The organism is Methylobacillus draconifructus, assembly GCF_045984385.1.
GTDB classification, from domain to species: Bacteria; Pseudomonadota; Gammaproteobacteria; order Burkholderiales; family Methylophilaceae; genus Methylobacillus; species Methylobacillus flagellatus_A.
This window is the reverse complement of the sequence record NZ_JBJQIJ010000002.1, coordinates 307,290-328,790: the sequence shown is the minus strand read 5'-3', so window position 1 is coordinate 328,790 and position 21,501 is coordinate 307,290. Positions and strand designations below refer to the sequence as shown.

Below are 21,501 nucleotides of genomic sequence, written 5' to 3'. Positions count from 1 at the left end.
AGCGCAAGGCGTTTTCACGCGCGGCAAGCGGTTAGCGTTTTGAGTCAGACTACGGCTATCTTGCTCCAGTCGCCGCCTGCTCCATCGAGCAGCCGCGCAAGGGCCTTGCTCTTGCTACGGTAGTTGTCTGTATTGGCTTCCCAGCGTTGCTTGACCGACTTGTGAACTGGCCCAGAGATGGTACGGACATGCTCTTCGCGGGCCAGATAGATACCTTTGCGCTCATTATGTTGCTGGTCATGTGCATCAGGTTGGATGGCATTCTTGAGGTGAGGTTCAAAAATTAGTCCGCTTTGTTCCGCTTCCGCGATCATCCATTGGGCCGCGCAATAGCTCAAACCAGGCTGAGGGTAGCCGCCGCCGATATCGGAATGCACCCCTGCGAACCAGACCTGCTTCAAGTCCAGCCCAGGTTTCTCGCTCCACAATGTCGGCTCGAAATCCTTGCGGTTTTCATCAATCGACACGGCATGGCGGGCATGCAGGATGATCTTGCTGGGCTCGGTATCGTGGAATAGGAATTCGCGCTCGCCCAGCGTGCCCCAGAACGGGATGGGGATGCCAAGCGCTCCCACCGTATCCCAGACGCCGACGAATTCGATGTAGGTGATATCCGCCACGGCGTAGGCCTGGCGGAATGCGGTCGCTTCCGGCGCGCTTGGGCCGCTGTTGCGCGAGCGCCTTCGGTAGAGCTTGTAGGCTTCGCCGATGCGGCCCGCATGCTCCCGCCTGAGCAAGCCGCTGTTGCGGATGAAGCCCGCCAGCGAACGCACGGTGTAGGCGCCGCGGCTGAAGCCGAAGAAATACAGCTCGTCGCCTGGATCGTAGTTGTGCACGATGAAGCGGTAGCAATCCATGATGTTCTTGTCTATCCCGGCGCCGGTGATGCCCGCGGTGATCTTGTTGCCGTCCGACCCTATGCCCCAGTCGTAGAACGCCACCTGCTCTGTGCCGCCCGTGTTCGGGCTGACCGCCTGCGCCATATGCAGCACGTTGGTGGGTTGGGATTGCTCGGGCGAATTCCAGGTGCCGTCGGCAAAGATCGCGATCCTTTTCATGGTTGCTCCCCTTATGTCAGTTAATCAATGTTCAGTGCGGTTTCCTTTTTAATTCACAATTATTTTGTAATTGAGATTGTACGAAACTTAGTGTGACCAAGTATTCGCTAGTGATTCTGCTTGCGTAAGTACCAGTTCGATCGCAGCTTCTTCACCTACCGGGGGATATTTCCACTTCCTCAGCGTGCGCCGCACCAGAATCCGCAGCTTGGCGCGGACGCTCTCACGCACCTGCCAATCCACCGTGGTGCTGCTGCGTAGTTTCTCGGTGATTTCGACAGCGATCTTCTTCAAGGTGTCGTCACCCAGGTCTCGCACCGCGCTTTCGTTGTTGGCCAGGGCGTCATAGAACGCGATCTCGTCAGGATTCAGCCCCAGCGCTGCTTCACGCTCCAGCGCGGCCTGAAAGTCCTTGGCCATCTGGATCAATTCCTCGATGACCTGCGCCGTCTCCACTGCCCGGTTGTGATACTTGCGCAGGGTTTCCAGCAGGCGGTCGCCGTACTTCTTCTCCTGCACTACGTTGTTACGCGCCCGCGCCTTGATCTCGTCACGCAGCAGCTTTTCCAGCAGTTCCACCGCCAGGTTGCGGCTCTTCATCTGTCGCACGTCTTCCAGAAATTCTTCCGACAACAGGCCGATGTTGGGCTTGTCCAGGCCCGCCAGGGCGAAGATATCCGCCACTCCATCCGCCACGATGGCGTTGTCCAGGATCTGCTTGAGCGCGCTGTTCTTGTCCGCGTCGGAACGCTTGCGGTCCACCGTGGTGAACTTGACGATGGCGGCCTTGACGGCGGCGAAGAAGGCAATCTCCGTGCGCAAGGCGGTGGCCTCGTCCAACGTGCTGCACAGGGAAAACGCCTTGCTCACGGCCAGCATGGCATCGAGGAAGCGCTGCTTGCCGTCCTTCAGCCCAAGAATGTGGTTGGCCGCCGGCACCAGCAGCTTCATCGCCTCAGTCTCAAAGCCACTGTAGTCGAAGCCATGCATCAGCCCGCGCACGATGTCCAGCTTTTCCAGCAGCACGGCCAGGGCCTCGCTCGCGTTGTGCGTCGGGTCGCCCTTGCCCTTGGCTTCGGTGTAGGTCTTGAGCGCCGCTTTCAGCTCGTTGGCAATGCCGATGTAATCCACCACCAGTCCACCGGGCTTGTTGCGGAACACCCGGTTGACGCGGGCGATGGCCTGCATCAGGTTGTGGCCCTTCATGGGCTTGTCCACGTACATGGTGTGGCAGCAGGGCGCGTCGAAGCCGGTCAGCCACATGTCGCGCACGATCACCAGCTTCAACGGATCCGCCGGGTTCTTGAAGCGCTTTTCCAGGCGTTTCTTCACCTGCTGGCTGTACAGGTGCGGTTGCAACAAGGGCTTGTCCGCTGCCGAGCCAGTCATCACCACCTTGATCGCGCCCTTTTCCGGGTCAGCGTCGTGCCAATCCGGACGCAGGGCCACGATGGCCTTGTACAGCTCGGCGCAGATGTCACGGCTCATGCAGACGATCATCGCCTTGCCTTCCAGCGTGGCGGTGCGCGTCTCGAAGTGCTGCACCAGGTCGGCAGCCACCTGTTCCAGCCGTGGCTGGGCGCCCACCAGCTTGGTCAGCGCAGCCCAATCGCTCTTGGTCTTCTCGCGGGCGGTGAGGTCTTCCTCATCCTCGATGACCTCATCCACCTGGGCATTGAGCGCGTCGATCTCGGCCTGGTTCACGTCCAGCCTGGCCAGGCGGCTTTCATAGAAGATCGGCACGGTGGCGCCGTCATGAACCGCGTCCTGAATGTCGTAGATGCTGACGTAATCGCCAAACACCGCCCGTGTGTCCTTGTCTTCCAGGGCGATGGGGGTGCCGGTAAAGCCGATGAAGGTGGCATTGGCCAGCGCGTCGCGCATGTGCTTGGCGTAACCGAACACGTACTTGCCGGTCTTGGTGTCCAGCCGCCCCTTCATGCCGTACTGGCTGCGGTGCGCCTCGTCGGAGATCACCACGATATTGCTGCGACCCGACAGCAGCGGGTGCTGTTCCTCATCGTCCAACAGGGCAAACTTCTGCACCGTGGTGAAGATGATGCCGCCAGCCTCGCGCGAAGCCAGCATCTCGCGCAGTTCCTCGCGACTGCCAGCCTGCACCGGCGTCTGCCGCAGCAGGTCTTCGGCGGCGCAGAAGGTGCCGTACAGCTGCCCGTCCAGATCGTTGCGGTCGGTCACCACCACCAGCGTGGGGTTCTTCATCTGCGGCTGCTGCAACAGCTTGCCCGCGTAGCAGGCCATGGTGATGCTCTTGCCCGAGCCTTGCGTATGCCACACCACACCGGCCTTGCGGCTACCGGGCTGCACTTCCTTGCCATAGGTGGCGCGCGGCTCCTGCACTTCCAGCATTCCCTTGTTCGGATTGCTGGCGGCGATGACCGTGGCGGCCACCGCCTCGCGCACCGCATGGAACTGGTGGTAGCCGGCGATCTTCTTGATGATCTGGTCGGCATCCTGCTCGAACAGCACGAAGTGACGCACATAGTCGAGAAACAGCGCCGGCTCAAAGAACCCGCGCACCAGCGTTTCCAACTCGAATTCCAGCAGCGGCCGGTCATCCTCGTTGGCAATCGCCCGCCAGGGCTGCATGCGTTCCTGATCGGCCGTGAGCGAACCCAGCCGCGCCGTGAAGCCGTCACTGACCACCACCGCCACGTTGGTGTTGAACAGGTCGCCAATCTCTTCCTTGTAGGTCTGGATCTGGTTGAAGGCATCCCAGATGTCGGTCTGCTCGTTGGCCGGGTTCTTCAGCTCGATCACCGCCAGCGGCAGGCCGTTGACGAAGGCCACCAGATCGGGGCGGCGCGGCTGCTTGGTGCCGGTCACGGTGAACTGGCTGACCAGCAGGAAATCGTTGTTGCGTGGATTGGCGAAGTCGATCAGGTTGACCAGCTCAGTGCGCTTTTCATCGCCCACGGCAAATTCGACCGGGATGCCGGCCAGCAGCAGTCGATGCACGCGGCGATTGCGGGCGATCAGCAGTGGCTCGCTCACCGTCAGCAGTTCGTGTGCTGCCTGTTCCAGCGCGGCGGCGGGGATGTGCGGGTTGATGCGTGCCAGTGCTGCCAGCAGGTGGTCGTGTAGTACGGTCTGGCGGTAGTCGTTGCGGGCGGGCTGATCGCCATCGGGTGCGATGGCCGGACCGTCGACGTAACGCCAGCCCAGTTCGTTGAACCAGCCGATCGCGGCATTTTCGAGTTGTTGTTCGGTGATGCTCACAAATATGGTTCCCCCGTACCTACCCGATACAATCAGCACTGCTCATTGACTATATTTAAGCCCTTGCAATGTGATGTGTCGGTGCTTCTGTTTTCCTGGCGTGGCAGGAGCTTCGGTTTGCGATGAAATAAAAAAATATATAAAAATCAATCAACTGTGAAATTCTTGGCCTTCTTGTCAAACTTGCCATGAAATAACTCAGGCCCATGCCGGAATGTACCTGGCATAACGCCGCGAGTCCGGCGCATTGGGATCGTTCTTGACCAAGCCCTGCTCGATCGTCGCGGTAATGATCTGCGACACGATGTTGCCGCGGCCTTTCTTGAAATCCAGAGAGTCAGATTCTCCGGAGACAGGCCAAGCGGGAAGCAGTGCACTGTTCATCCGTAATAGCCTTCCATGTTTGATAAGAACAACTCGAATTCATCCAACTGAATGGTCGGTGCTAGTTGATCTCGAACTGCCTTGTCGACGATTTTGGCCGAATCCACCGTAGCCTTGAGATCGCTGGAAGTAATCCATTCGTTATTCCATAGTGAAATATTCGATCCAGTAACCAGCTTGCAGATGGCTTCGGTGTATTCAATATTCTTGTTGATTGGCAGCGTCACACGCTGTAACCATATCTGCATGTGACCGGTGTTGGGGAGCTTCCCGAATTTCTGCTGTATTCGTCGCACTGTAGCGAATTTTTCGTTGTCATCTTCCATTTGCCCCAGAAGTATGCTGAGCACTGCGGCGCAAATCGCATAAGTGCGCGGATTCCGATAAGCAATGTCCACCACGATAGCAATCAATGGCATCAAACTTTCTTGCTTGGGCTTCGTCTTTGCCCTCAAAAGGCGCCTGTTGTAGTCGCCCAATGCGCGCGCCAAACTACCGGAGTTTGGGTAATCATTCGCATGGTCGTGGATGATGAGCAGGTGCTTTTGAAAGTCCTTTTCGTGCTGCTTCCGCCCTGTCCATACCAGTTTGTCGCTCTTGATGGATGAGCGCACCACATCCGCGCTCGCACGCGTCTTCGATGGATTGAGCTTCAGTCCCAAATCTGTGGTGATTTCGGTAATAGCCTTGATGATGGCATCGCCGTCTTGTGGGTTATTGACGAAGATGCGGTAATCATCGCGGTAGCGCAGAATCTGGAAGTTCGAAATATTTTCCCGCTTCAACCGTTTTGATAGTTCCCGGTCGGCAAACCCCAACACCATCTCCGCGATGAAGTCCATCAACACCGAACCCTGCGGTATCCCGTTGGTCTGCCCGTGCCGCATGTCCTGAATGTGGTTGTCTATGACATTGCCTATCAAGCAACCATCCCGCCTTTTGCGCTTTGCTACCGCCTTCGTGTGCAAGGCCCACGCGATAGAGTGTGTGTAAATCGCGCCGTAGCAATCCGTTATGTCGGTTTCCAGCACATAGTCGTATTCAAGCGAGAGTGCGATGGAGCGTTGCTCAACCTGCTGCCACCACTCCGTGACCTGCTCTGCGCGGTCTTTTTGCTTTGATGTCGAAACCACGGGCAAACTCAAGCAGCAAATCTTCGCGTTTCCAGAAAAAATTTTAAATCGCTTGCATATGCGCCGCCACTTTGCTTCCTCTGTTATTTCCTGAACAAGGGAGACATAGAGCGCAGGATGAATCAACTGAAATGGCCGCCATGCGTATCGCCCATCCTTGTTATGCAGGATGGTGTAATTCACATCGTCGTAGTCACGCACTTTGTTTTTATGCACCATGCTTGACAGCTTTTTGCTATCAAGCACACTGGCGGTATCTCTCAGCAAACCATCGAACTTCAGGTAAGGTGGAAAGTCTAGGTTGCAATAGCTTTCTGGCTTCAACAGAAAGTTCCGTGCTTCATCGTGCGAAAGTTCGAGAATGGATTTTCGAATGGCTGCGTTGACGGGAAAAGTCATTTGGCAGCCTCTACATCCGGAACGCGCAGCTCACCAGAGAGGAGTTTGGGGAGAAGGGTGTCGCGGAGTTCGGCTAACGACTGACTTGTAATTTCGTTTGCACGCATTGTTTTCCTCATCTGCTCAACCAGCCCATCGAAGGCATCCAAAACCAGGGCAGGCGGTGCGACCAGTTCAAGCCGGTACACGTTCTCACGATTCAACCCGGGAACTGCCGCATCGGTATTCATTTTGTTCAGCCCGAGCGTTTGCATGGCATAGAAGCAGTAAGTTATCGGCACTGCTTTGGGTTTGACGTAAAAGGTCGTGTCGATTGGGAAAAACGGATCATCTTCCCAGTACAAACTACCCACAGTTCCTTTGCGCCCAACAATGATTGCGCCGTGTGGTACCAGTGCTTCATTGTGGTAGCCAGTGACGCCGCCAGACCCGTAAACAGGAACAGAGCCTTGTTTACGGTCGGTTGATTTGAGAGCTTTGCCGTATGCCAATTCAATCAGATCACCAACGCGCTTTACTTCCCATCCCTTCGGAATCTCTCCCAACTCCGACTCTTGCATTGCATCGGGAAACAGCGCGGCGGTGGCGGCGAGTTGGTCGTGGTGCTCGCGGGGCATCTGGTCGAGTTCGGCGTCGGTCTTGCCGCTGATGGCGCGCATGGCGGCGCGCAGCGGGTCTTCGCCTTGTTCGATGGCGGCAATCTTGGCCTTGACCGGGTCGAAATCGACAAACCAGGATTTGAAGATGGCTTGCGCCATGGCTTCGAGGGTTTGGTTGATACGGCGGTTGAGGTCGATTTTTTTGTCGATTATTACTAACGGCTCAATTAAAGAAACTCGCTCTTCAACCGTGCCTGGTATTTTAATATCCAACCGATGCGCATTATCTCTATTAAGACCTGGTACGGCTGCATCAGTATTCATATCCTCTAAACCTAAAGAAGAAAGAAGGTAATACGAAAAATATGTTTCCTGAATACTGTCCTTTGTAACATAAAAAGCCGTATCACTTACCCAGCACGGCACTGTACTAAAGTGAACTTTACCAACACTACCCTTCCTGCCAATAATTACAGCGTGCTGTTTTACTAATGGTTTATTAGTGAATGTGAAAATTCCGTTAGAACCATAAACTGGCGTTCCATCAGTTACCTGATCATTTTTCTTAACAGCTTTACCATAGGTAAATGGGCAGTAATCACCTACCGTAGTTATTATCCATTTACGATCCACTCTAACTTCCTGCACCACCACCTTATCCCGCTCAATTACTTTTCTGAAAGATTCGCTGGTACTGGCCCAATCGACAATATCCACCTTCCACGGCAGGTCGGATTCGGAGAAGTCATCGCTCAGGCTGGCACTCACATCCAGCGAGAGGGGTTTATCGGTGATGACGGCCAGATCAAGGTCGGAATATTCCTTGGCCGTCCATTTGGCGCGGGAGCCGAACGCCCAGACGGCATATTGCGGCACGTGTTTTTGCAGGATGTCGCACACGATGCCCCAGTGATCGGGGCGAATGTCGATCTTGGGCAGTTCAGGCATTGCGGCTTTCCAGTTTTTGCAACAACGCCCGTGCGTCATCAATGAAGATCAAGGTGTCCTGATAGACTTTCTGCGCTTTTTCATGGTCATAGGTATGGGCAGTGATATTGCGCATCTTGCGATATTTGAACCAAGCCTCCACATCGGCGATCAAGCCTTTCTCGGCGGCGACGCGCAATACATCACGAAAGTTGGTTTCATCCACTTCGGTTGGGCTTGCTGATTCCAGTTCGATCTGGCGTCTGACCATCTTGATACTGATTTCATAAACAAACTCGAAGTTCTGAATAACGCCTGCAATCAACGTGTTCCGCACCTTTTCGGACTGCCGATTAAACCATTCGCCATCGCTGACTACCTCCAACCCATCTTCAAGTGATCCCACAGCATCCCGTAACGCGGAAAGGTCAAGTCGAATATCACTCATGCGCGCTCTCCTGTTTTTCCAGGCTGTATCCCAACCCCACCAAATTCTTCCTGATGTCTTCTTCCAGCTTGGCACTCTCTGCAAACTGCTCCGCCAATTGCGAGGTCAGCCGCTGCATCCTGTCTGCAAAGGGTTCGCCGTCGTCTTCCTGTTCCGCTGCACCTACATAGCGGCCCGGCGTCAGCACATGCTCATGCTTGCGGATTTCGTCCAGCTTGGCGGAATAGCAGAAGCCGGGCACATCCTTATATCCCTCGCCCTGCTGCCAGGCATGGAAGGTATCGGCGATTGTCTGGATTTCGTCCGTAGTGTCGTTCTGAATGAAGTCACGCAGCACGCGGTCTTTCATGTAGCCCATCTGACGGGCGTCGATGAACAGGAACTCGCCGCGCCGGTCGCGCTTCTTCTTGTCCAGCGCAAGGCCGTTCTGCTTGTCGCGGGTCAGGAACCAGATGCAGGCCGGAATCTGGGTGTTGGTGAACAACTGGCCGGGCAGCGCGACCATGCACTCGACGTAGTCGTCCTCGACCAGCCGCTTGCGGATTTCGCCCTCGTTGTTGGTGTTGGAACTCATGGAGCCGTTGGCCAGCAGCAGCGCCATGCTGCCGGTAGGCGCCAGGTGCCAGAGCATGTGCTGCAGCCAGGCGAAGTTGGCGTTGCCCTGCGGCGGCGTGCCGGCGATCCAGCGCGGGTCATTGGCCAGCTTTTCGTTCCACCATTCCTTCATGTTGAAGGGCGGGTTGGCCATGACGAAATCGGCGCGCAGATCCGGGTGCAGGTCGTTCAGCAGGGTATCGGCCGGGCCGCTGCCGAAGTTGAAGTCGATGCCGCGAATGGCCATGTTCATGGCGGCCAACCGCCAAGTGGTGGGGTTGCTCTCCTGCCCGTAGACGCTGATCTGCCCGCTCTTGCCGTTGGCTGCCTTGCCGCCGTGCTGTTCGATGAACTCCTCGCTTTGCACGAAGAAACCACCGGAGCCCATGGCCGGGTCGTAGACGCGGCCTTTGAATGGCTGGAGCATTTCCACGATCAGGGTGACGATGCTCTTGGGCGTGTAGTACTGGCCGCCCTTCTTGCCTTCGGCCAGGGCGAACTGGCCGAGGAAGTATTCGTAGACGTGGCCAAGGATGTCCCTGGATTTCAGGTTCAGCGGCTGGCCCTTGTATTCCTTGGCGCTGAAGTCGGTATCCGAGAAGTGGCTGATCAGCCCGGCCAGCTTGCTGGAGTCGAGCTGCACGCGGGCGAAGTCCTTGTTGAGCACGTTCTTCAGGCGGGCGTTCTCACGCTCGACGGCTTCCATGGCGTTGTCGATCAGCCAGCCGACCGAGCGCATTTCCTCGGGTTCGTCCTTGCCCGGCTTGTTCCACGGCAGCGCTGCCTTGGGCGGCAGTTGCGCGCAGTCGCGCAGGGTTTGCCAACGCGCTTCGACCGGCACCCAGAACACGTTCTTCTCGGTGTAGTAGTCGCGCACTTCCAGTTCTGCGGCGATGTTGTCTTCGTACTCCTGGGTGCCTGCGCCGCCGTACTCGTCCGGGTCCATGTAGTAGTCATGATCCGGGTTGGTGAACTGCTCGCGCAATTCGCGTTGCCGTTCTTCGAAGGCATCGGACACGTACTTGAGGAAGATCAGCCCGAGCACGACGTGCTTGTAGACGGCGGCATCGAGGTTGGAGCGCAGCTTGTCGGCGGCGGTCCAGAGCTTCTTTTCCAGGTCGTTGAAGAATTGTTGTTCGATAAGATGCATAAGAGTCTATTGAATAATGGTTTAACTCAGGCGGGCCAATACAGGCGTTTTAAAGGAACGATGCGTTTGGTTTCAGCATCGGTAGCGTCGTAGTGCTCCGTCAGCGCTCGCACTACATGGTCCAATGTCCACAAGGCTAAAGGGATGGCAGCCCGATCAGCTTCATATTGAGCATCTTTGCTGAAGCCACCTGTACTGACATACAGGCCTCGGTCATCTTTATGACGGCCACCCAGAAAACTGCGAATATCCTGGCTGCCAATTTGTCCTTTGTGGTGTTTAACTTCTACGACGATGCGTGGGTGCTCAAAACCAAAACCATCTGGTGAGGCGACGATATCCTTGCCCCGGTCAGAGCCGGGTGGCGATACTTGGGTCTTGTAGCCCATGGCGCGCAGGATGCCTGCAACGAGTTGTTGCATTTCATCCCAATCCAGCTTATTGACCAGGTCTTTGATTCGCTCAAGGGCTTGGGAGTCAATATCTGCAAGCGGGTCATCAATGATGTCATCTGTTGCAGCTTCGGTGGGTTGAGATGTGCCTTGCAATATTCCGAGGATTTCGTTTGTCACTATTGCAGGAACTTCAAAAACAGTCATGGTCGAGCCGAGGCTGTTTTTACTTGGCGTGCTTAAATCATCACGTGCCAATTCTTGAGCTTGCCATTTTACTTGGCGCACCAAGGCCATGCCTTGATCTGCCAAGTCCTGGCGATATTCAGACTGGCTGAGAATTTTTCCGACTAGGTAAGTGCGATTGATGGGAGAGTAGGTAATAACCCAGTCATCGACACTGATTTCATTCACAAATCGCCAGACCTGCGATGCGCCAGAAATAATGGTGCCTGGTTTTGCGTGAGGCTCTATTTGTTCGTAAAGGGCAATTAATTGCTTGCGGGAAATGCCGGGTTTTGCATGCTGTGCGAATTGGCTCCAACCGATTGCGGCGATATTGTTTTCTCTGAAGGCCTCGTAAAGGCTTCCGCCATCTCCCCGTATCATCCACATTCTTGCCAATCTGTTTCTCCCGTGGTTAAGCCTACCTTAATTTTTGTTTGATTTTATCAGTTATCGATTTGCAAATGGCCGCAAGTATGGGATTCGAATATGCAGCTTGTCGGGGTTAGAGACGATGATCAAATTGGAAAATGCAGATAATAAAAAACCGCAGGTATGAAGCTGCGGTTTTGAGTTTTGCTTACAGCGTATTGCTGAACAGCTGCAAGGCCAGCTGGTAGCCCGTGGCGGCAAGCTGCGGGTCGTAGCGTTCGCCCTCGTCGCGCATGAAGGCGTGCTGGCCGTTGAACTCGTGCCAGGTGAAGCTGAGGCCTGCGTCCGTCAATTGTTGGTACACCTGCACGCGGCCTGCGGTCGGGATGTGGTTGTCCTGTTTGCCCCAGATCATGAGCAGTTCGCCCTTGATGTCGGCCAGGCGCTCCATGCTGTGCTGGCCCGGCTTGTTGGGGATGACCTGGGTATGCAGGTCGGTCGCGTAGAAACAGGCGGTAGCCTTGACTTCAGGTTGCAGGGCGGCGCGGAATGCCAGGTGGCCGCCGATACAGAAGCCTGCGGCGCCAATGTTGCCGTTGAACCAGGGCTGCGTTTTGGTCCATTCGATCAAGGCACGGTTGTCGCTGTCGTAGCCCTGCACGTCCTTGGCCGACTTGTCGGCATTGCCCTTGTCGCGGCCCGCATCGTCGTAGGCGAGCACGGTGCCGATCGGGTTGAGTTCGTGGAAGACTTCCGGCACCAGCACAGCATAGCCGTGGCCTGCCAGGAAGCGGGCGGCACGCTCGATCGGGCCGGTCTGCTGGAATATCTCGGAGTAGAACAGGATCGCAGGGAAACGGCCTTCGCCGGCAGGGCGATGCACATAGGTGCGCATGGTGCCGGTTGGGGTCTCCAGGTCGACGGTATGGCTTTGAATCAGCATTACGTGGCTCCTCCCACAAAATAAATTATCAATGGCTGCCTATATTCTATCGCGCCAGGCGCAATTCATGCAGGGATATCAAGCGGATGCGGGGCAAATCAGGCAGGCCAGCCCCGGAAACGGCATTGAACAGGCGCCGGGGCTGGCTGGATGGCGGGTTAGTTGGTGGACAGGCAGCTCTTCATGAAATCCTTGCGAGCGTCGCCGCTCAGGTTTTTCTTGCCTGCCTCGGTATTGCAGCTCTTCATTTTCTGTTGCTGGGAATTGCCGGCTAGCTCAGGCGTTCCGGACAGACAGTTCTTCATGAACGCCTTACGTTCGTCGCCCTTGAGGTTCTTTTCGCCAGCGGAGGCGTTGCATGACTTCATGCGCTCCTGCTGGGTGTTGGCCGGCGTATCGGCGGTGGCGGACAGGCACGATTTCATGAAGTCCTTGCGGGCGTCACCGCTCAGGCTCTTGGCTGCAGCCTCGGCATTGCAGGACTTCATCTTGTCCTGCTGCGGGTTGGCCTGGGCGGTGCTGATACAGAGGATAGATAACAACAGGGCGCTGATGAGCGGTTTCATTGCAAAGGTCTCCTCGTCGGGTAGTTGAGCCAAGTCCTGGCTTGTTGGGAACTGCAATGCCTATCTTACTGCCAATTCCACCCACGGGGTCGCTGTGGAGCGGTGAAATGACAATTGTTGACTAAGACAATTCTTCCACAATGTCCATCAAGGTATGCTGCACGTAAATGACGCCCAGCGCCAGGGCGTTGGCCAGGCGCAGCAGGGGCTGGCTGAGGAGTTGCATGGCGGTTTCCTGATTCATGAAATTCCTCGCCATCATCCCTCGACAGTATGACAATGATGTGATCCGAAAACCGGTGCCGTGCCAACCGACGAAACGCGTACATGGATCGGCGTTGGAAAAACATCAATACGGAGGGAGATCAAGGCTTTAAACCCTTGCGGGGAATGTCATCCGCCCTGCAAAATCCACATAAATACAGTCGTTGATTGACGGAGGGTGAGACCATGCAGCAGTCATTGCTACAAGCCGTGGAGCTGGCATTAAATGACGATTGGGATGCTGCCCATGAGATTGCGCAGGATTCCAACGAGGTGGTTGCGCATTGGATCCATGCTGTGCTGCACAAGATTGAGGGCGACGAGTGGAACAGCCGTTATTGGTACCGGCGGACTCCGCACGCATATGAGGAGTATGCCGATCCCAAGACGGAGTTGCGGGCGATTGCCACAGTATTGAAAGGCGGGAGTTGAAACTTCCCGTCTTAAGTCGTGTTTACACCTTGAACTGAGGACGTCCCGGTTCAGGCCAGTCGGTGTGGAAGAATTCGCCGCGTGGCTGGTCTGTGCGTTCGTAGGTATGGGCGCCGAAGTAGTCGCGTTGCGCTTGCAGCAGATTGGCAGGCAATGTCGCACTGCGGTAGCCGTCGTAGTAGGAAAGCGCTGCGCAGAACGCCTGGGCCGGGATGCCGTTGCGCACGGCGAGCGATACCACTTCCCGCCAGCTTTCCTGACCTTCGTCTAGCGCCTCGGTGAAGTAAGGGTCCAGCATCAGGTTCTTCAGGCGTGAATCCAGTGCATAGGCATCGGTGATCTTCTGCAGGAAACGGGCGCGGATGATGCAGCCGCCACGCCAGATTTGCGCAATCTCGCCGAAGTTGAGCTTCCAGTTGTAAGCGACCTGGGCCTTGTCCATCAATTGGAAGCCCTGGGCGTAGGCGCAGATCTTGGAGCAATACAAGGCATTGCGGATCGCCTCGATCAGCTTCTCGCGGTCGGATTCCAGCTTGATTGCAGGCCCCTTAAGGATGCCGCTGGCTTCCACGCGCTCATCCTTGACTGTCGACAATGCGCGCGCGAACACGGCCGCGGCGATCGCATTGGCCGGGGAGCCCAGCTCAAGCGCGTTGGCGGCGGTCCATTGCCCGGTGCCCTTCTGCCCTGCGGCATCCATGATCTTGTCCACGAGAAAGCCGTCGCCGGCAGGGTCCTTCTGCTGCAGGATGTCCCCGGTGATCTCGATCAGAAAGCTCGACAGCTCGCCCTTGTTCCATTCCTCGAATACCTTGCCGATTTCGTCTGCGCGCATGCCGAGCAGATTCTTCATGAGCCAATAGGCTTCGCAGATCAGCTGCATGTCGATGTATTCGATGCCGTTGTGCACCATCTTGACGTAATGTCCCGCGCCGTCGGGGCCGATGTACTCGGCGCAGGAGAAGCCGCCCTGCAACGGCTTGCCCGGCTCGGCGCCCTCGATAGGCTTGCCGGTGCGCGGGTCTACCTTGGCAGCAATGTCGCGCCAGATCGGCTCCAAGGACGACCATGCCTTGCGCGTGCCGCTGGGCATGAGCGACGGGCCGAAACGCGCGCCGGTCTCGCCGCCCGATACGCCCGAGCCGATGAATTCGAGTCCCTTGGCCTTGAGTTCCTTCTCGCGGCGGATGGTATCCGTCCAGAGTGCATTGCCGCCATCGATGATGATGTCGCCTTCCTCCAGGAACGGGATCAATGCATTGATGGTGACGTCGGTTGCGCTGCCGGCTTTCACCAGCAATACGATCTTGCGGGGACGCTTGATGCTCAATACGAAGGTGGCGAGGTCTTCAAAGCCCTTGAGGTTGCCGGCGGAAGGCTCGTTGTCCTTGCAGTGGGCGATGAATTTGCGTGTTTTTTCCGGGTCGCGGTTATAAACGGAGATCGTGTAGCCGTGATCTGCGATGTTGAGTGCTAGGTTCTGCCCCATGACTGCCAAACCAATGAGGCCAATATCTGCGGTATTTGTACTCATGATGATTGCTTCTTGTTAATTAGGGTGGATAGAAACGAGAGCCAAAACCAACGCGCGAGCATATATAACTCGGTAAATATACAACTCTGTAAAACGGCTCCCAAGCCAGACTATAGACCTTTATGGAAAAACCTTCAAAGCCAAAGTTCCGGGAATTTTGGAAATTGTGATGGTTTTTATGGGTTTGCCGGGCTTGTGCCGGCGAGGTGGGAAATGAGCTTGAGACGGCGGTTGAGGGTATGGCCTGCGATCAGGAGCAAACTGCCCGGTATCGTCAGTGCGATTTCGGCAGCGGTGTTCATGGGCACGAATGCGGCGGCGCCTACCAAGGCCAGCCCGGCGGCCAGCAACAGGCTGGGCTTGCCATCGCCGTGATGGCGCAAACCCGACCATGCGCCGAAAATGGCTGCGGGCAGCAGGGCAATGAACAGCCAGACGTGCACAGCCTCATCGAGGAACACGGAAAGCGGCAGGATCATGGCGATCAAGGGCAGCACGGTACAGTGGATCAGGCAAAGCAGCGAGACGAAATTGCCGAATTTGTCCCAGCTAAGGAATTTTGGATCGGTGAGGCGGATGATGTGCACCACAGTTGCAGAGGTTAACGAATGTGGATTCTAGCCCAATGCGTGGCATGGAGCAACTGTGTTGCAATTTTATGACACGGGGAACCGGCGGTTTTTCTCAGCCTGTGGTTGTTTTTTGCCTGCCGTGTCTGCCAGTCAGCCGACTGAGAAAAGAGCCTGCTGGCTGGGATATGACTGTCAGGGGATTGTTTACCCAGAATTACCTAACTTTACACTGGCCCTACAAACTTAGGCTCAGCCTTGCCAGTCTTACGTTTACTTTCCAAACAAGGGACGAAGCGAGGTGTATGGTGGCAATCTCTAAACGGTCGATGATACTTCTGGCACTGACCGGCAGCTTGCTGATGAGCGTCAGTGCCCAGGCTGACCCATGGCGGGGCGGGCACCGTCATGGCGGAGGCCCCAATATCGGGTTTTATTTTGGCCCAGGCTATGGACCCGGCTGGGGGCCCTATTATCCGCGCCCCTACTACGCAGTGCCTACCTATCCCTATTACCCGCCCGTGATCGTCGCCCCCGCGCCGGCGCCCGTGCCGCCGCCGGTCTACATCGAGCAGGTTCCGCAGCAAAGCGCCGCGCCCGAGGCGGCGGATAGCGGGTATTGGTATTACTGTAAGCAGCCGGAAGGCTACTACCCCTACGTGAAGGAATGCCCTGCGGGCTGGCAAAAGGTTGCGCCGCAGCCGGCACGGTAATGGAAGGAAGCATCATGAAACGCGTTGCCGCATTGATTCCGTTGCTGTTGTTGAGCGCCTGCGCCACCTTGCCCCCGGACGGCCCGAGTCGCATGGCTCTGCCGGGCAGCACCAAGAGTTTCGACCAATTCCGCTATGACGACGGCATTTGCCGCCAGTTCGGCCTGGAGCAAAGCGGCTCTGCCAAGACCGCGGCCCAGGATAGCGCAGTGACGAGTGCCGCAGTGGGCACGGTGGTGGGCGGTTTGCTCGGCGCCGCGGTCGGCGGGCATGAAGGGGCTGCCGTCGGCGCGGGTTCCGGTTTGCTGGTCGGCACCATGGCTGGTACCGGCATGGCGGCGGACTCTTACCAGGCTTCCCAAGCGCGTTACGACAATGCCTATACGCAATGCATGTACGCCAAGGGGCACAAGGTGGCGGTGTCGGGCAGGCTGGCCCAGGTTCGCGAGCAGGCGGCCCCTGTGCGCCGCAGCGTGCCGCCTCCGCCCCCGCCGCCGGGATATCGCGGCGAGCCGTTGTCGGCAGGCGTACCGCCGGATTACCGGGAATAGAACATTTTCAAGTTGTTTGCATGTATCGGGGATAGACAGCGCGTTCGAGAACGCAGGATCAGGAGGACAGTATGAAACAGGTGAATAAAAACAGACTTTGGTCAGTCCTTGGCATGGTATTGATTGCCAGCATGCTCGGCCAGACGGCCGCCTATGCGGACCGGGGCGACAGGCATGATCGGGGGCAGCGTCAGGAGCAGCGCTGGGATAGAGGCCATGACCGTGGTCATGGCGACCGGCAGTACCGGCAGCAAGACAGGCGTTGGGATCGCGGTCAGCGTCCTATGATTGTGCAGAATGTGCATTATCATTTCCGGGATGGTGACCGACTTCGATTGCGTGACAATTATCATCGTCATCTGCAGGTGATTGCGCATGATCATCATCGACCATATTTTGTGCCAGGTCATGTCATGCAGCATGCCTACAGGCCCCATATCACACCGGTACCTGTGCATGTGTTGCGTACCTTGCCACCTCCTCCTCCAGGATATGTGATTGGTTACTATCAGGGATATAACGTGGTGTATGACCCGGCAACGTATGTCATACTGAGTGCGATTGATCTGCTTTCCAGGTGATGCTGGAGTGCATTAGCGCTATTTTTATTAAGGTGATTGACCGAGAAGTTTCAGTCGCAATTTAGGTTCGCTGGTTTTGTTACCTAGCCAGATATCAAGAAAATGGCGGCTGAACTCTGGGTCTTTCACTGTTGTTGTCACTTGCCCATTGCTGAAGAAACGCAAGCTCTGGTCGGGCAATAGTAATGCGGTAAGACTATCGCCCGCCTTAACATCAGTAAATGCATGTTGCATCACTGGAATCCAACGCGTGACATGTGACTCTTCAACACCTTGTTGGCGCATTTGCTTTGCGCCTTCCTCTGCTAGGTTCTTGGCAGAAAAATCATGGCCATAAATCAATTGCAAGGCATGCGGACTGGCCGCATCGTAATGTCCCTGCGCAGCCCATAATTTCGCTTCATATACCTTGATGCCAAACCAACGTAGCACGCCTTGTCCCACCAAGGTTGCTTGTGGAATGTCGGTAACGATGTATGCGGGTACCTCTTCAGCTTTTGCTAGGCTGCTGAGTAACAATAATCCCAATAACAAAGTCCGCATATGGTTTCTCCATTCAGTGGTGCAGTGTCCATAATTTGACGTCAGTGCGGTGCTCCATGAAGCCTGCCTCGCAATATTTCAAATACATCTCCCACAGTCTGACGAAAGCATCATCGAATCCCTGTTCATGTACGGTTGCCAGTTGTGACATGAATGCGCTGTGCCAGCGACGTAAGGTGGCGGCATAATCCAGGCCAAAGGATTGTTGTTTGGCGATCTTGAGGCCAGCTTTGTCGGCTTGGCGATGCAATATGGAGGGGCTAGGCAGCATGCCACCGGGAAAAATGAATTGCTGGATAAAGTCTGTACTGCTGCGATAGTGGTCAAAGTGCTCATCAGCAATATCAATGCACTGGATGACAGCGCGACCATTTGTTTTCAGGCTGCGTTGCAGGATATTGAAATAAGTAGGCCAATGCGCTTCCCCTACGGCTTCCAGCATTTCGATGGAGACAATATGGTCATACTCGCCTTGAAGATCGCGGTAATCCTGTAGCTTCAGGCTGACTAAATGGTCAAGGCCTTGCGTTTGCAGGCGTTGTTGGGCAAACGCCAACTGTGCTGGCGACAAGGTGATGCCATAGACACGTAATCCACGCTTTGCGGCATATTCAGCAAATCCACCCCAACCGCAGCCAATTTCTAGAATCTGTTGCCCTGGCTGTGCATTGAGTTCATCAAGGATGCGCTGATATTTGGCATGCTGTGCCTGCTCCAGTGGCTGATCTGGCTGATCGCCAAACCAGGCAGCGGAGTAGGTCATGCTGGCGTCTAGCCATAGCTGATAAAAATGGTTGCCAAGATCGTAGTGCGCCTGAATATTGCGTTGACTGCCCGCGCGGCTATTGTTGCGCAGCCATAAATGAGTAAACCGGCGCACCAGCAAGGCCCACCATTTGCCATGAATTGCTTGTTCAAGTGCTTGCTGGTTTTGGATAGCAAGGCGGAACAAAGACAGTAGGCAACTGCTACTTACCCAACCTTGTCGCAGGCTATCAGCAAAGCCGATATCTCCCTGACCCATGATCAGGCGGGCAGCGCGCCAGTCATGAATGTGAAGCTCGGCATCTAACCCGCCTGACTGCTTACCAAAGCTGTGTGTCCATCCTTCCGGAGTAGTAACACTTAATCTGCCGTATTGCAGTTTTTCCAGCATACTGAACAAGAGCTGGCCGGTGAGGGGAAGCCGTGGTGTGCTTTGCAGGGCAAGGGCGCGGCTAGACTTGCTTTTCATTGCCATGTTTCCTCTGGTTATGGGTCAGGGAATTGAACGGAGGGACTGGTTTACGATAAAACGGTGTTTTCTTGAGCCATAGTTGCAATGCTTGCCAATGAATGCGGAAGACAACACCTAACGTGAGCAAGGGCATACGACAAAATGCCATGAATAAGTTACGTTGGGTGGCAGGCTTGTACTGACAACAAATTGAAGTGGCAATCAAGGGTTGCGTATGCTCATCGTCATCAAAGTAATCAATGGCCATCAAATGACGGTTGCCATGGCCATGATAACGGAAGCGATAGTGTCCACTTACGTTGCAAAATGGCGAGACATGGAAAGCCTTACGGCACAGCAATGGTGTATCTGACGTGATCGGGCCATGATCTTCAGCGCTCAGTAAATATTGGTGATGTTCGCCAAATGTGTTGTTAACTGCTGCGAGAATGGCACGCAGGCCACCTTCTTGGTCATGCATATACCAAAAGCTGACTGGATTGAAGACATATCCCAATACCCTGGGCATGGTTTGCAGCCAGATTTCACCTGTTGGTAATGTCATATTAGCTGCCGATAATTGCTCTTCCAGCCAGCCAATCAAATTGCCTTGTCCATGTGGTTGCTTGTCTGCGTGATCTCGCTCGTGAAAAGACAACAAGCGCCTGCGATTGATGCCGAACAGCCAATGGCTTTGCGTGCGCAATGTGGCGAGTTGGCGCAAGGGAATACGCAGGCAGAATACCGGGTAGATAAAATGATGGTGAGCCGGGCGTGTCCTTGTATGCATGACCTGGCCTTCACCTACCCATATTGAGGCTGCCTCAGTCATATACAGCCTGCCATGGTGGTTCCACGCCTAGAGCCAGGGCGACGCGCAATGCCGATTTCAAGCCATCTTCATGAAAACCATATCCGCTCCATGCGCCGCAAAACCAAGCACGGTTGCGGCCCTGGATGTCATTCAAGGCACGTTGTGCTGCAATTGCGGCGGCATCCATGATGGGATGAGCGTACTCGAATTGCGCCAGTACTTTGTCCTCTTGGATATCAACATGCGGGTTAAGGGTCACAAGCACTGGCTGATGCCACGGCAATGGCTGCAAGCGATTGAGTAGATAGCTCACTGTCACTGGATATTGCGGGCGGTGGCGTACTGGCATGGTGTAATTCCAGGCAGCCCAGGCCTTTTGATTGACTGGCAACAATGATGCATCCATGTGTAACACTGCCAAATTAGGCTGGGTGTGGAATGCACGCAATATTTTGCGTTCTTCGCTATCACAATCCAATATATTCAAGCTGGTGGGGGCATGACAGGCCAGGACCACATGGTCGAAATGCTCAATACCTTGAGCAGTGTGAACCTCGACTTGTTCAGGGGTACGTTTGATTGCGGTAACGGCACAATTCAGGCGTGCATCTGGTATGCCTGCCAGCATTTTATTTACATATTCCCTGGCGCCATGAAGCACGGTTTTCCATGGTGGCCTGTCATTGATCTGCAAGAGACGATGATTGAGACAGAAGCGCAGGAAAGTCGCGGCAGGAAACGCCTCAATTGACTGCGTTGAACATGACCAGATAGCCGCTGCCATTGGCAGCAGATACCATTCGCGCATGGTATTGCCATATCCGTGTTGGTCCAGCAGTGCACCCAGGGTGTAATGCTCATCGGGAATACTATTTAAATAGGTTTGCGCATGACGGTTGAAGCGCAGGATATCTTTGAGCATCCACCAAAAGCGTGGGCGCAACAGGTTACGTCTCTGACAGAATACGCTATCAAGATCGGTGCCAGCCCATTCAAGCCCTGCCGACTCTACCGCGACAGAAAACGTCATGTTGCTTTCGTGTGTCTGGATGCCCAAGTGGTTGAACAACGCAATCAGGTTGGGATAAGTGAGGTCATTGTGCACCAGGAAGCCGGTATCAACGGGTGCTGTAATGTTGTCAATCGTGATATCTACAGTGTTGGTATGGCCACCAAAATAATGGTTGGCTTCATACAAGGTGACATCATGTTGTCGTGCGAGCAGCCAGGCTGAGGCCAATCCAGAAATCCCCGAGCCGACTACCGCAATTTTGTGACGGTTTGTCATTATGCTTCCTTCAGCAACTGTTTGCGCAGGCGCGGGTTGTGGCAATTCTCATGAAACCAGATGCCTGAAAAAGCTTGGCAGAATGCAGGATCAACGATTTCGCCTAGACGGTGCCCATCCTTATAAAAACCTACATCAAGTGCGGGGCGAAACAGTATCCACAGCAGGTCTCCACGTCCTGCATCCGGCAATATTTCTCGTAGCCCCTGCATCCAGGATTGCACTAGTTGCTCGGGATGTTCAGCCAATCTTAAAAGCTCGCGTTGACTAGCTTCAGCAATATAGTCTGCACTTACATTGCGCAGGTATTCGAATTGCAAGGCAAAAGCGCTATTGGCTGGTTGATTGTTGTGCAGTTTCAAGGGGCCTGCCGTCCATAGCGTGGCGCGATAAATCGAGAACACGCTCCATGTGAGGACGCCGGAGCCCTGCATGTGCCATTCAAGGCTATTGTCGCTATTCTGACTGCTGAAGAAGTCCTGGATTGCCTGCATGGGTGTCTCGATTGTTGCTGATTGGTTTCAAATATAACATAAAAGTTTAAAATTGAAACTAATCAGTTTACA

General features: G+C 55.2%; 22 protein-coding genes. 3 read left to right on the top strand and 19 right to left on the bottom strand.

Going from position 1 to position 21,501, the window contains the following annotated elements; translation table 11 throughout:
• Positions 1-44: 44 nt before the first annotated feature.
• From ACKF11_RS05395 to ACKF11_RS05345, 11 genes are all read right to left on the bottom strand, one after another.
• Positions 45-1,058 carry a T6SS phospholipase effector Tle1-like catalytic domain-containing protein gene (locus ACKF11_RS05395; RefSeq protein ID WP_407996249.1) on the bottom strand — a complete coding sequence of 338 codons (1,014 nt, stop codon included), beginning with the start codon at positions 1,056-1,058 and terminating at the stop codon, positions 45-47.
• Between the two features lie 87 nt (positions 1,059-1,145).
• On the bottom strand, positions 1,146-4,298 hold the full coding sequence (locus tag ACKF11_RS05390) for a type I restriction endonuclease subunit R (RefSeq protein WP_510338911.1): 3,153 nt from the start codon (positions 4,296-4,298) through the stop codon (positions 1,146-1,148).
• 198 nt (positions 4,299-4,496) lie between these two features.
• Positions 4,497-4,682 (bottom strand): hypothetical protein, encoded by a 186-nt coding sequence (locus ACKF11_RS05385; protein WP_407996248.1) that lies wholly within the window; start codon positions 4,680-4,682, stop codon positions 4,497-4,499.
• Positions 4,679-6,214: an RNA-directed DNA polymerase gene (locus ACKF11_RS05380; RefSeq protein WP_407996247.1), complete on the bottom strand. Its 1,536-nt coding sequence runs from the start codon at positions 6,212-6,214 to the stop codon at positions 4,679-4,681. Before ACKF11_RS05380 ends, ACKF11_RS05385 begins: the two co-directional genes overlap by 4 nt.
• Positions 6,211-7,761 carry a restriction endonuclease subunit S gene (locus ACKF11_RS05375; protein ID WP_407996246.1) on the bottom strand — a complete coding sequence of 517 codons (1,551 nt, stop codon included), beginning with the start codon at positions 7,759-7,761 and terminating at the stop codon, positions 6,211-6,213. Before ACKF11_RS05375 ends, ACKF11_RS05380 begins: the two co-directional genes overlap by 4 nt.
• Positions 7,754-8,188: a nucleotidyltransferase substrate binding protein gene (locus ACKF11_RS05370; RefSeq protein WP_407996245.1), complete on the bottom strand. Its 435-nt coding sequence runs from the start codon at positions 8,186-8,188 to the stop codon at positions 7,754-7,756. Before ACKF11_RS05370 ends, ACKF11_RS05375 begins: the two co-directional genes overlap by 8 nt.
• Complete coding sequence (locus ACKF11_RS05365; protein WP_407996244.1) at positions 8,181-9,932, bottom strand: class I SAM-dependent DNA methyltransferase; 1,752 nt, start codon at positions 9,930-9,932, stop codon at positions 8,181-8,183. The genes ACKF11_RS05370 and ACKF11_RS05365 overlap by 8 nt, the downstream gene beginning before the upstream one ends.
• A 26-nt stretch (positions 9,933-9,958) precedes the next feature.
• Positions 9,959-10,939 (bottom strand): restriction endonuclease, encoded by a 981-nt coding sequence (locus ACKF11_RS05360; RefSeq protein WP_407996393.1) that lies wholly within the window; start codon positions 10,937-10,939, stop codon positions 9,959-9,961.
• A 190-nt stretch (positions 10,940-11,129) separates the two neighbouring features.
• Entirely contained in the window at positions 11,130-11,864 is a 735-nt protein-coding gene (locus ACKF11_RS05355) for a dienelactone hydrolase family protein (protein ID WP_407996243.1), read from the bottom strand.
• A 158-nt stretch (positions 11,865-12,022) separates the two neighbouring features.
• On the bottom strand, positions 12,023-12,430 hold the full coding sequence (locus ACKF11_RS05350) for a PsiF family protein (protein ID WP_407993374.1): 408 nt from the start codon (positions 12,428-12,430) through the stop codon (positions 12,023-12,025).
• A 121-nt stretch (positions 12,431-12,551) separates the two neighbouring features.
• The gene (locus ACKF11_RS05345) at positions 12,552-12,674 is read right to left on the bottom strand and encodes a hypothetical protein (protein ID WP_309565856.1); all 123 of its coding nucleotides are present in this window, start codon (positions 12,672-12,674) and stop codon (positions 12,552-12,554) included.
• Between the two features lie 206 nt (positions 12,675-12,880).
• On the opposite strand from ACKF11_RS05345, the gene ACKF11_RS05340 reads away from it, so the two are divergent.
• Positions 12,881-13,126 carry a hypothetical protein gene (locus ACKF11_RS05340; protein WP_407996242.1) on the top strand — a complete coding sequence of 82 codons (246 nt, stop codon included), beginning with the start codon at positions 12,881-12,883 and terminating at the stop codon, positions 13,124-13,126.
• A gap of 22 nt (positions 13,127-13,148) precedes the next feature.
• Here the strand turns inward: ACKF11_RS05340 and gnd are convergent, their stop codons facing one another.
• Together gnd and ACKF11_RS05330 are read right to left on the bottom strand one after the other, a co-directional pair.
• Positions 13,149-14,660, bottom strand: a complete 1,512-nt coding sequence (gene gnd, locus ACKF11_RS05335; protein ID WP_407996241.1) for an NADP-dependent phosphogluconate dehydrogenase — start codon at positions 14,658-14,660, stop codon at positions 13,149-13,151.
• Between the two features lie 176 nt (positions 14,661-14,836).
• Positions 14,837-15,247 (bottom strand): MerC domain-containing protein, encoded by a 411-nt coding sequence (locus ACKF11_RS05330; RefSeq protein WP_407993371.1) that lies wholly within the window; start codon positions 15,245-15,247, stop codon positions 14,837-14,839.
• Between the two features lie 344 nt (positions 15,248-15,591).
• Here ACKF11_RS05330 and ACKF11_RS05325 point away from each other — a divergent pair, with 344 nt between their 5' ends.
• Together ACKF11_RS05325 and ACKF11_RS05320 are read left to right on the top strand one after the other, a co-directional pair.
• Positions 15,592-15,942, top strand: coding sequence for a hypothetical protein (locus ACKF11_RS05325; RefSeq protein WP_407996240.1), 351 nt, complete (start codon positions 15,592-15,594; stop codon positions 15,940-15,942).
• A 14-nt stretch (positions 15,943-15,956) separates the two neighbouring features.
• A complete protein-coding gene (locus ACKF11_RS05320; RefSeq protein WP_309565852.1) occupies positions 15,957-16,493 on the top strand; it encodes a glycine zipper family protein in 537 nt (178 codons plus the stop codon).
• A 101-nt stretch (positions 16,494-16,594) separates the two neighbouring features.
• Here the strand turns inward: ACKF11_RS05320 and ACKF11_RS05315 are convergent, their stop codons facing one another.
• From ACKF11_RS05315 to ACKF11_RS05290, 6 genes are all read right to left on the bottom strand, one after another.
• Positions 16,595-16,903, bottom strand: coding sequence for a hypothetical protein (locus tag ACKF11_RS05315; protein ID WP_407996239.1), 309 nt, complete (start codon positions 16,901-16,903; stop codon positions 16,595-16,597).
• A 198-nt stretch (positions 16,904-17,101) separates the two neighbouring features.
• Entirely contained in the window at positions 17,102-17,617 is a 516-nt protein-coding gene (locus ACKF11_RS05310) for a chalcone isomerase family protein (RefSeq protein ID WP_407996238.1), read from the bottom strand.
• A gap of 13 nt (positions 17,618-17,630) precedes the next feature.
• Positions 17,631-18,851 (bottom strand): class I SAM-dependent methyltransferase, encoded by a 1,221-nt coding sequence (locus ACKF11_RS05305; protein ID WP_407996237.1) that lies wholly within the window; start codon positions 18,849-18,851, stop codon positions 17,631-17,633.
• Positions 18,835-19,665, bottom strand: coding sequence for a DUF1365 domain-containing protein (locus tag ACKF11_RS05300; RefSeq protein WP_407996236.1), 831 nt, complete (start codon positions 19,663-19,665; stop codon positions 18,835-18,837). Before ACKF11_RS05300 ends, ACKF11_RS05305 begins: the two co-directional genes overlap by 17 nt.
• Positions 19,658-20,935, bottom strand: a complete 1,278-nt coding sequence (locus ACKF11_RS05295) for an NAD(P)/FAD-dependent oxidoreductase (protein WP_407996235.1) — start codon at positions 20,933-20,935, stop codon at positions 19,658-19,660. Before ACKF11_RS05295 ends, ACKF11_RS05300 begins: the two co-directional genes overlap by 8 nt.
• Positions 20,935-21,429: a chalcone isomerase family protein gene (locus ACKF11_RS05290; RefSeq protein ID WP_407996234.1), complete on the bottom strand. Its 495-nt coding sequence runs from the start codon at positions 21,427-21,429 to the stop codon at positions 20,935-20,937. Before ACKF11_RS05290 ends, ACKF11_RS05295 begins: the two co-directional genes overlap by 1 nt.
• Positions 21,430-21,501: the final 72 nt, after the last annotated feature.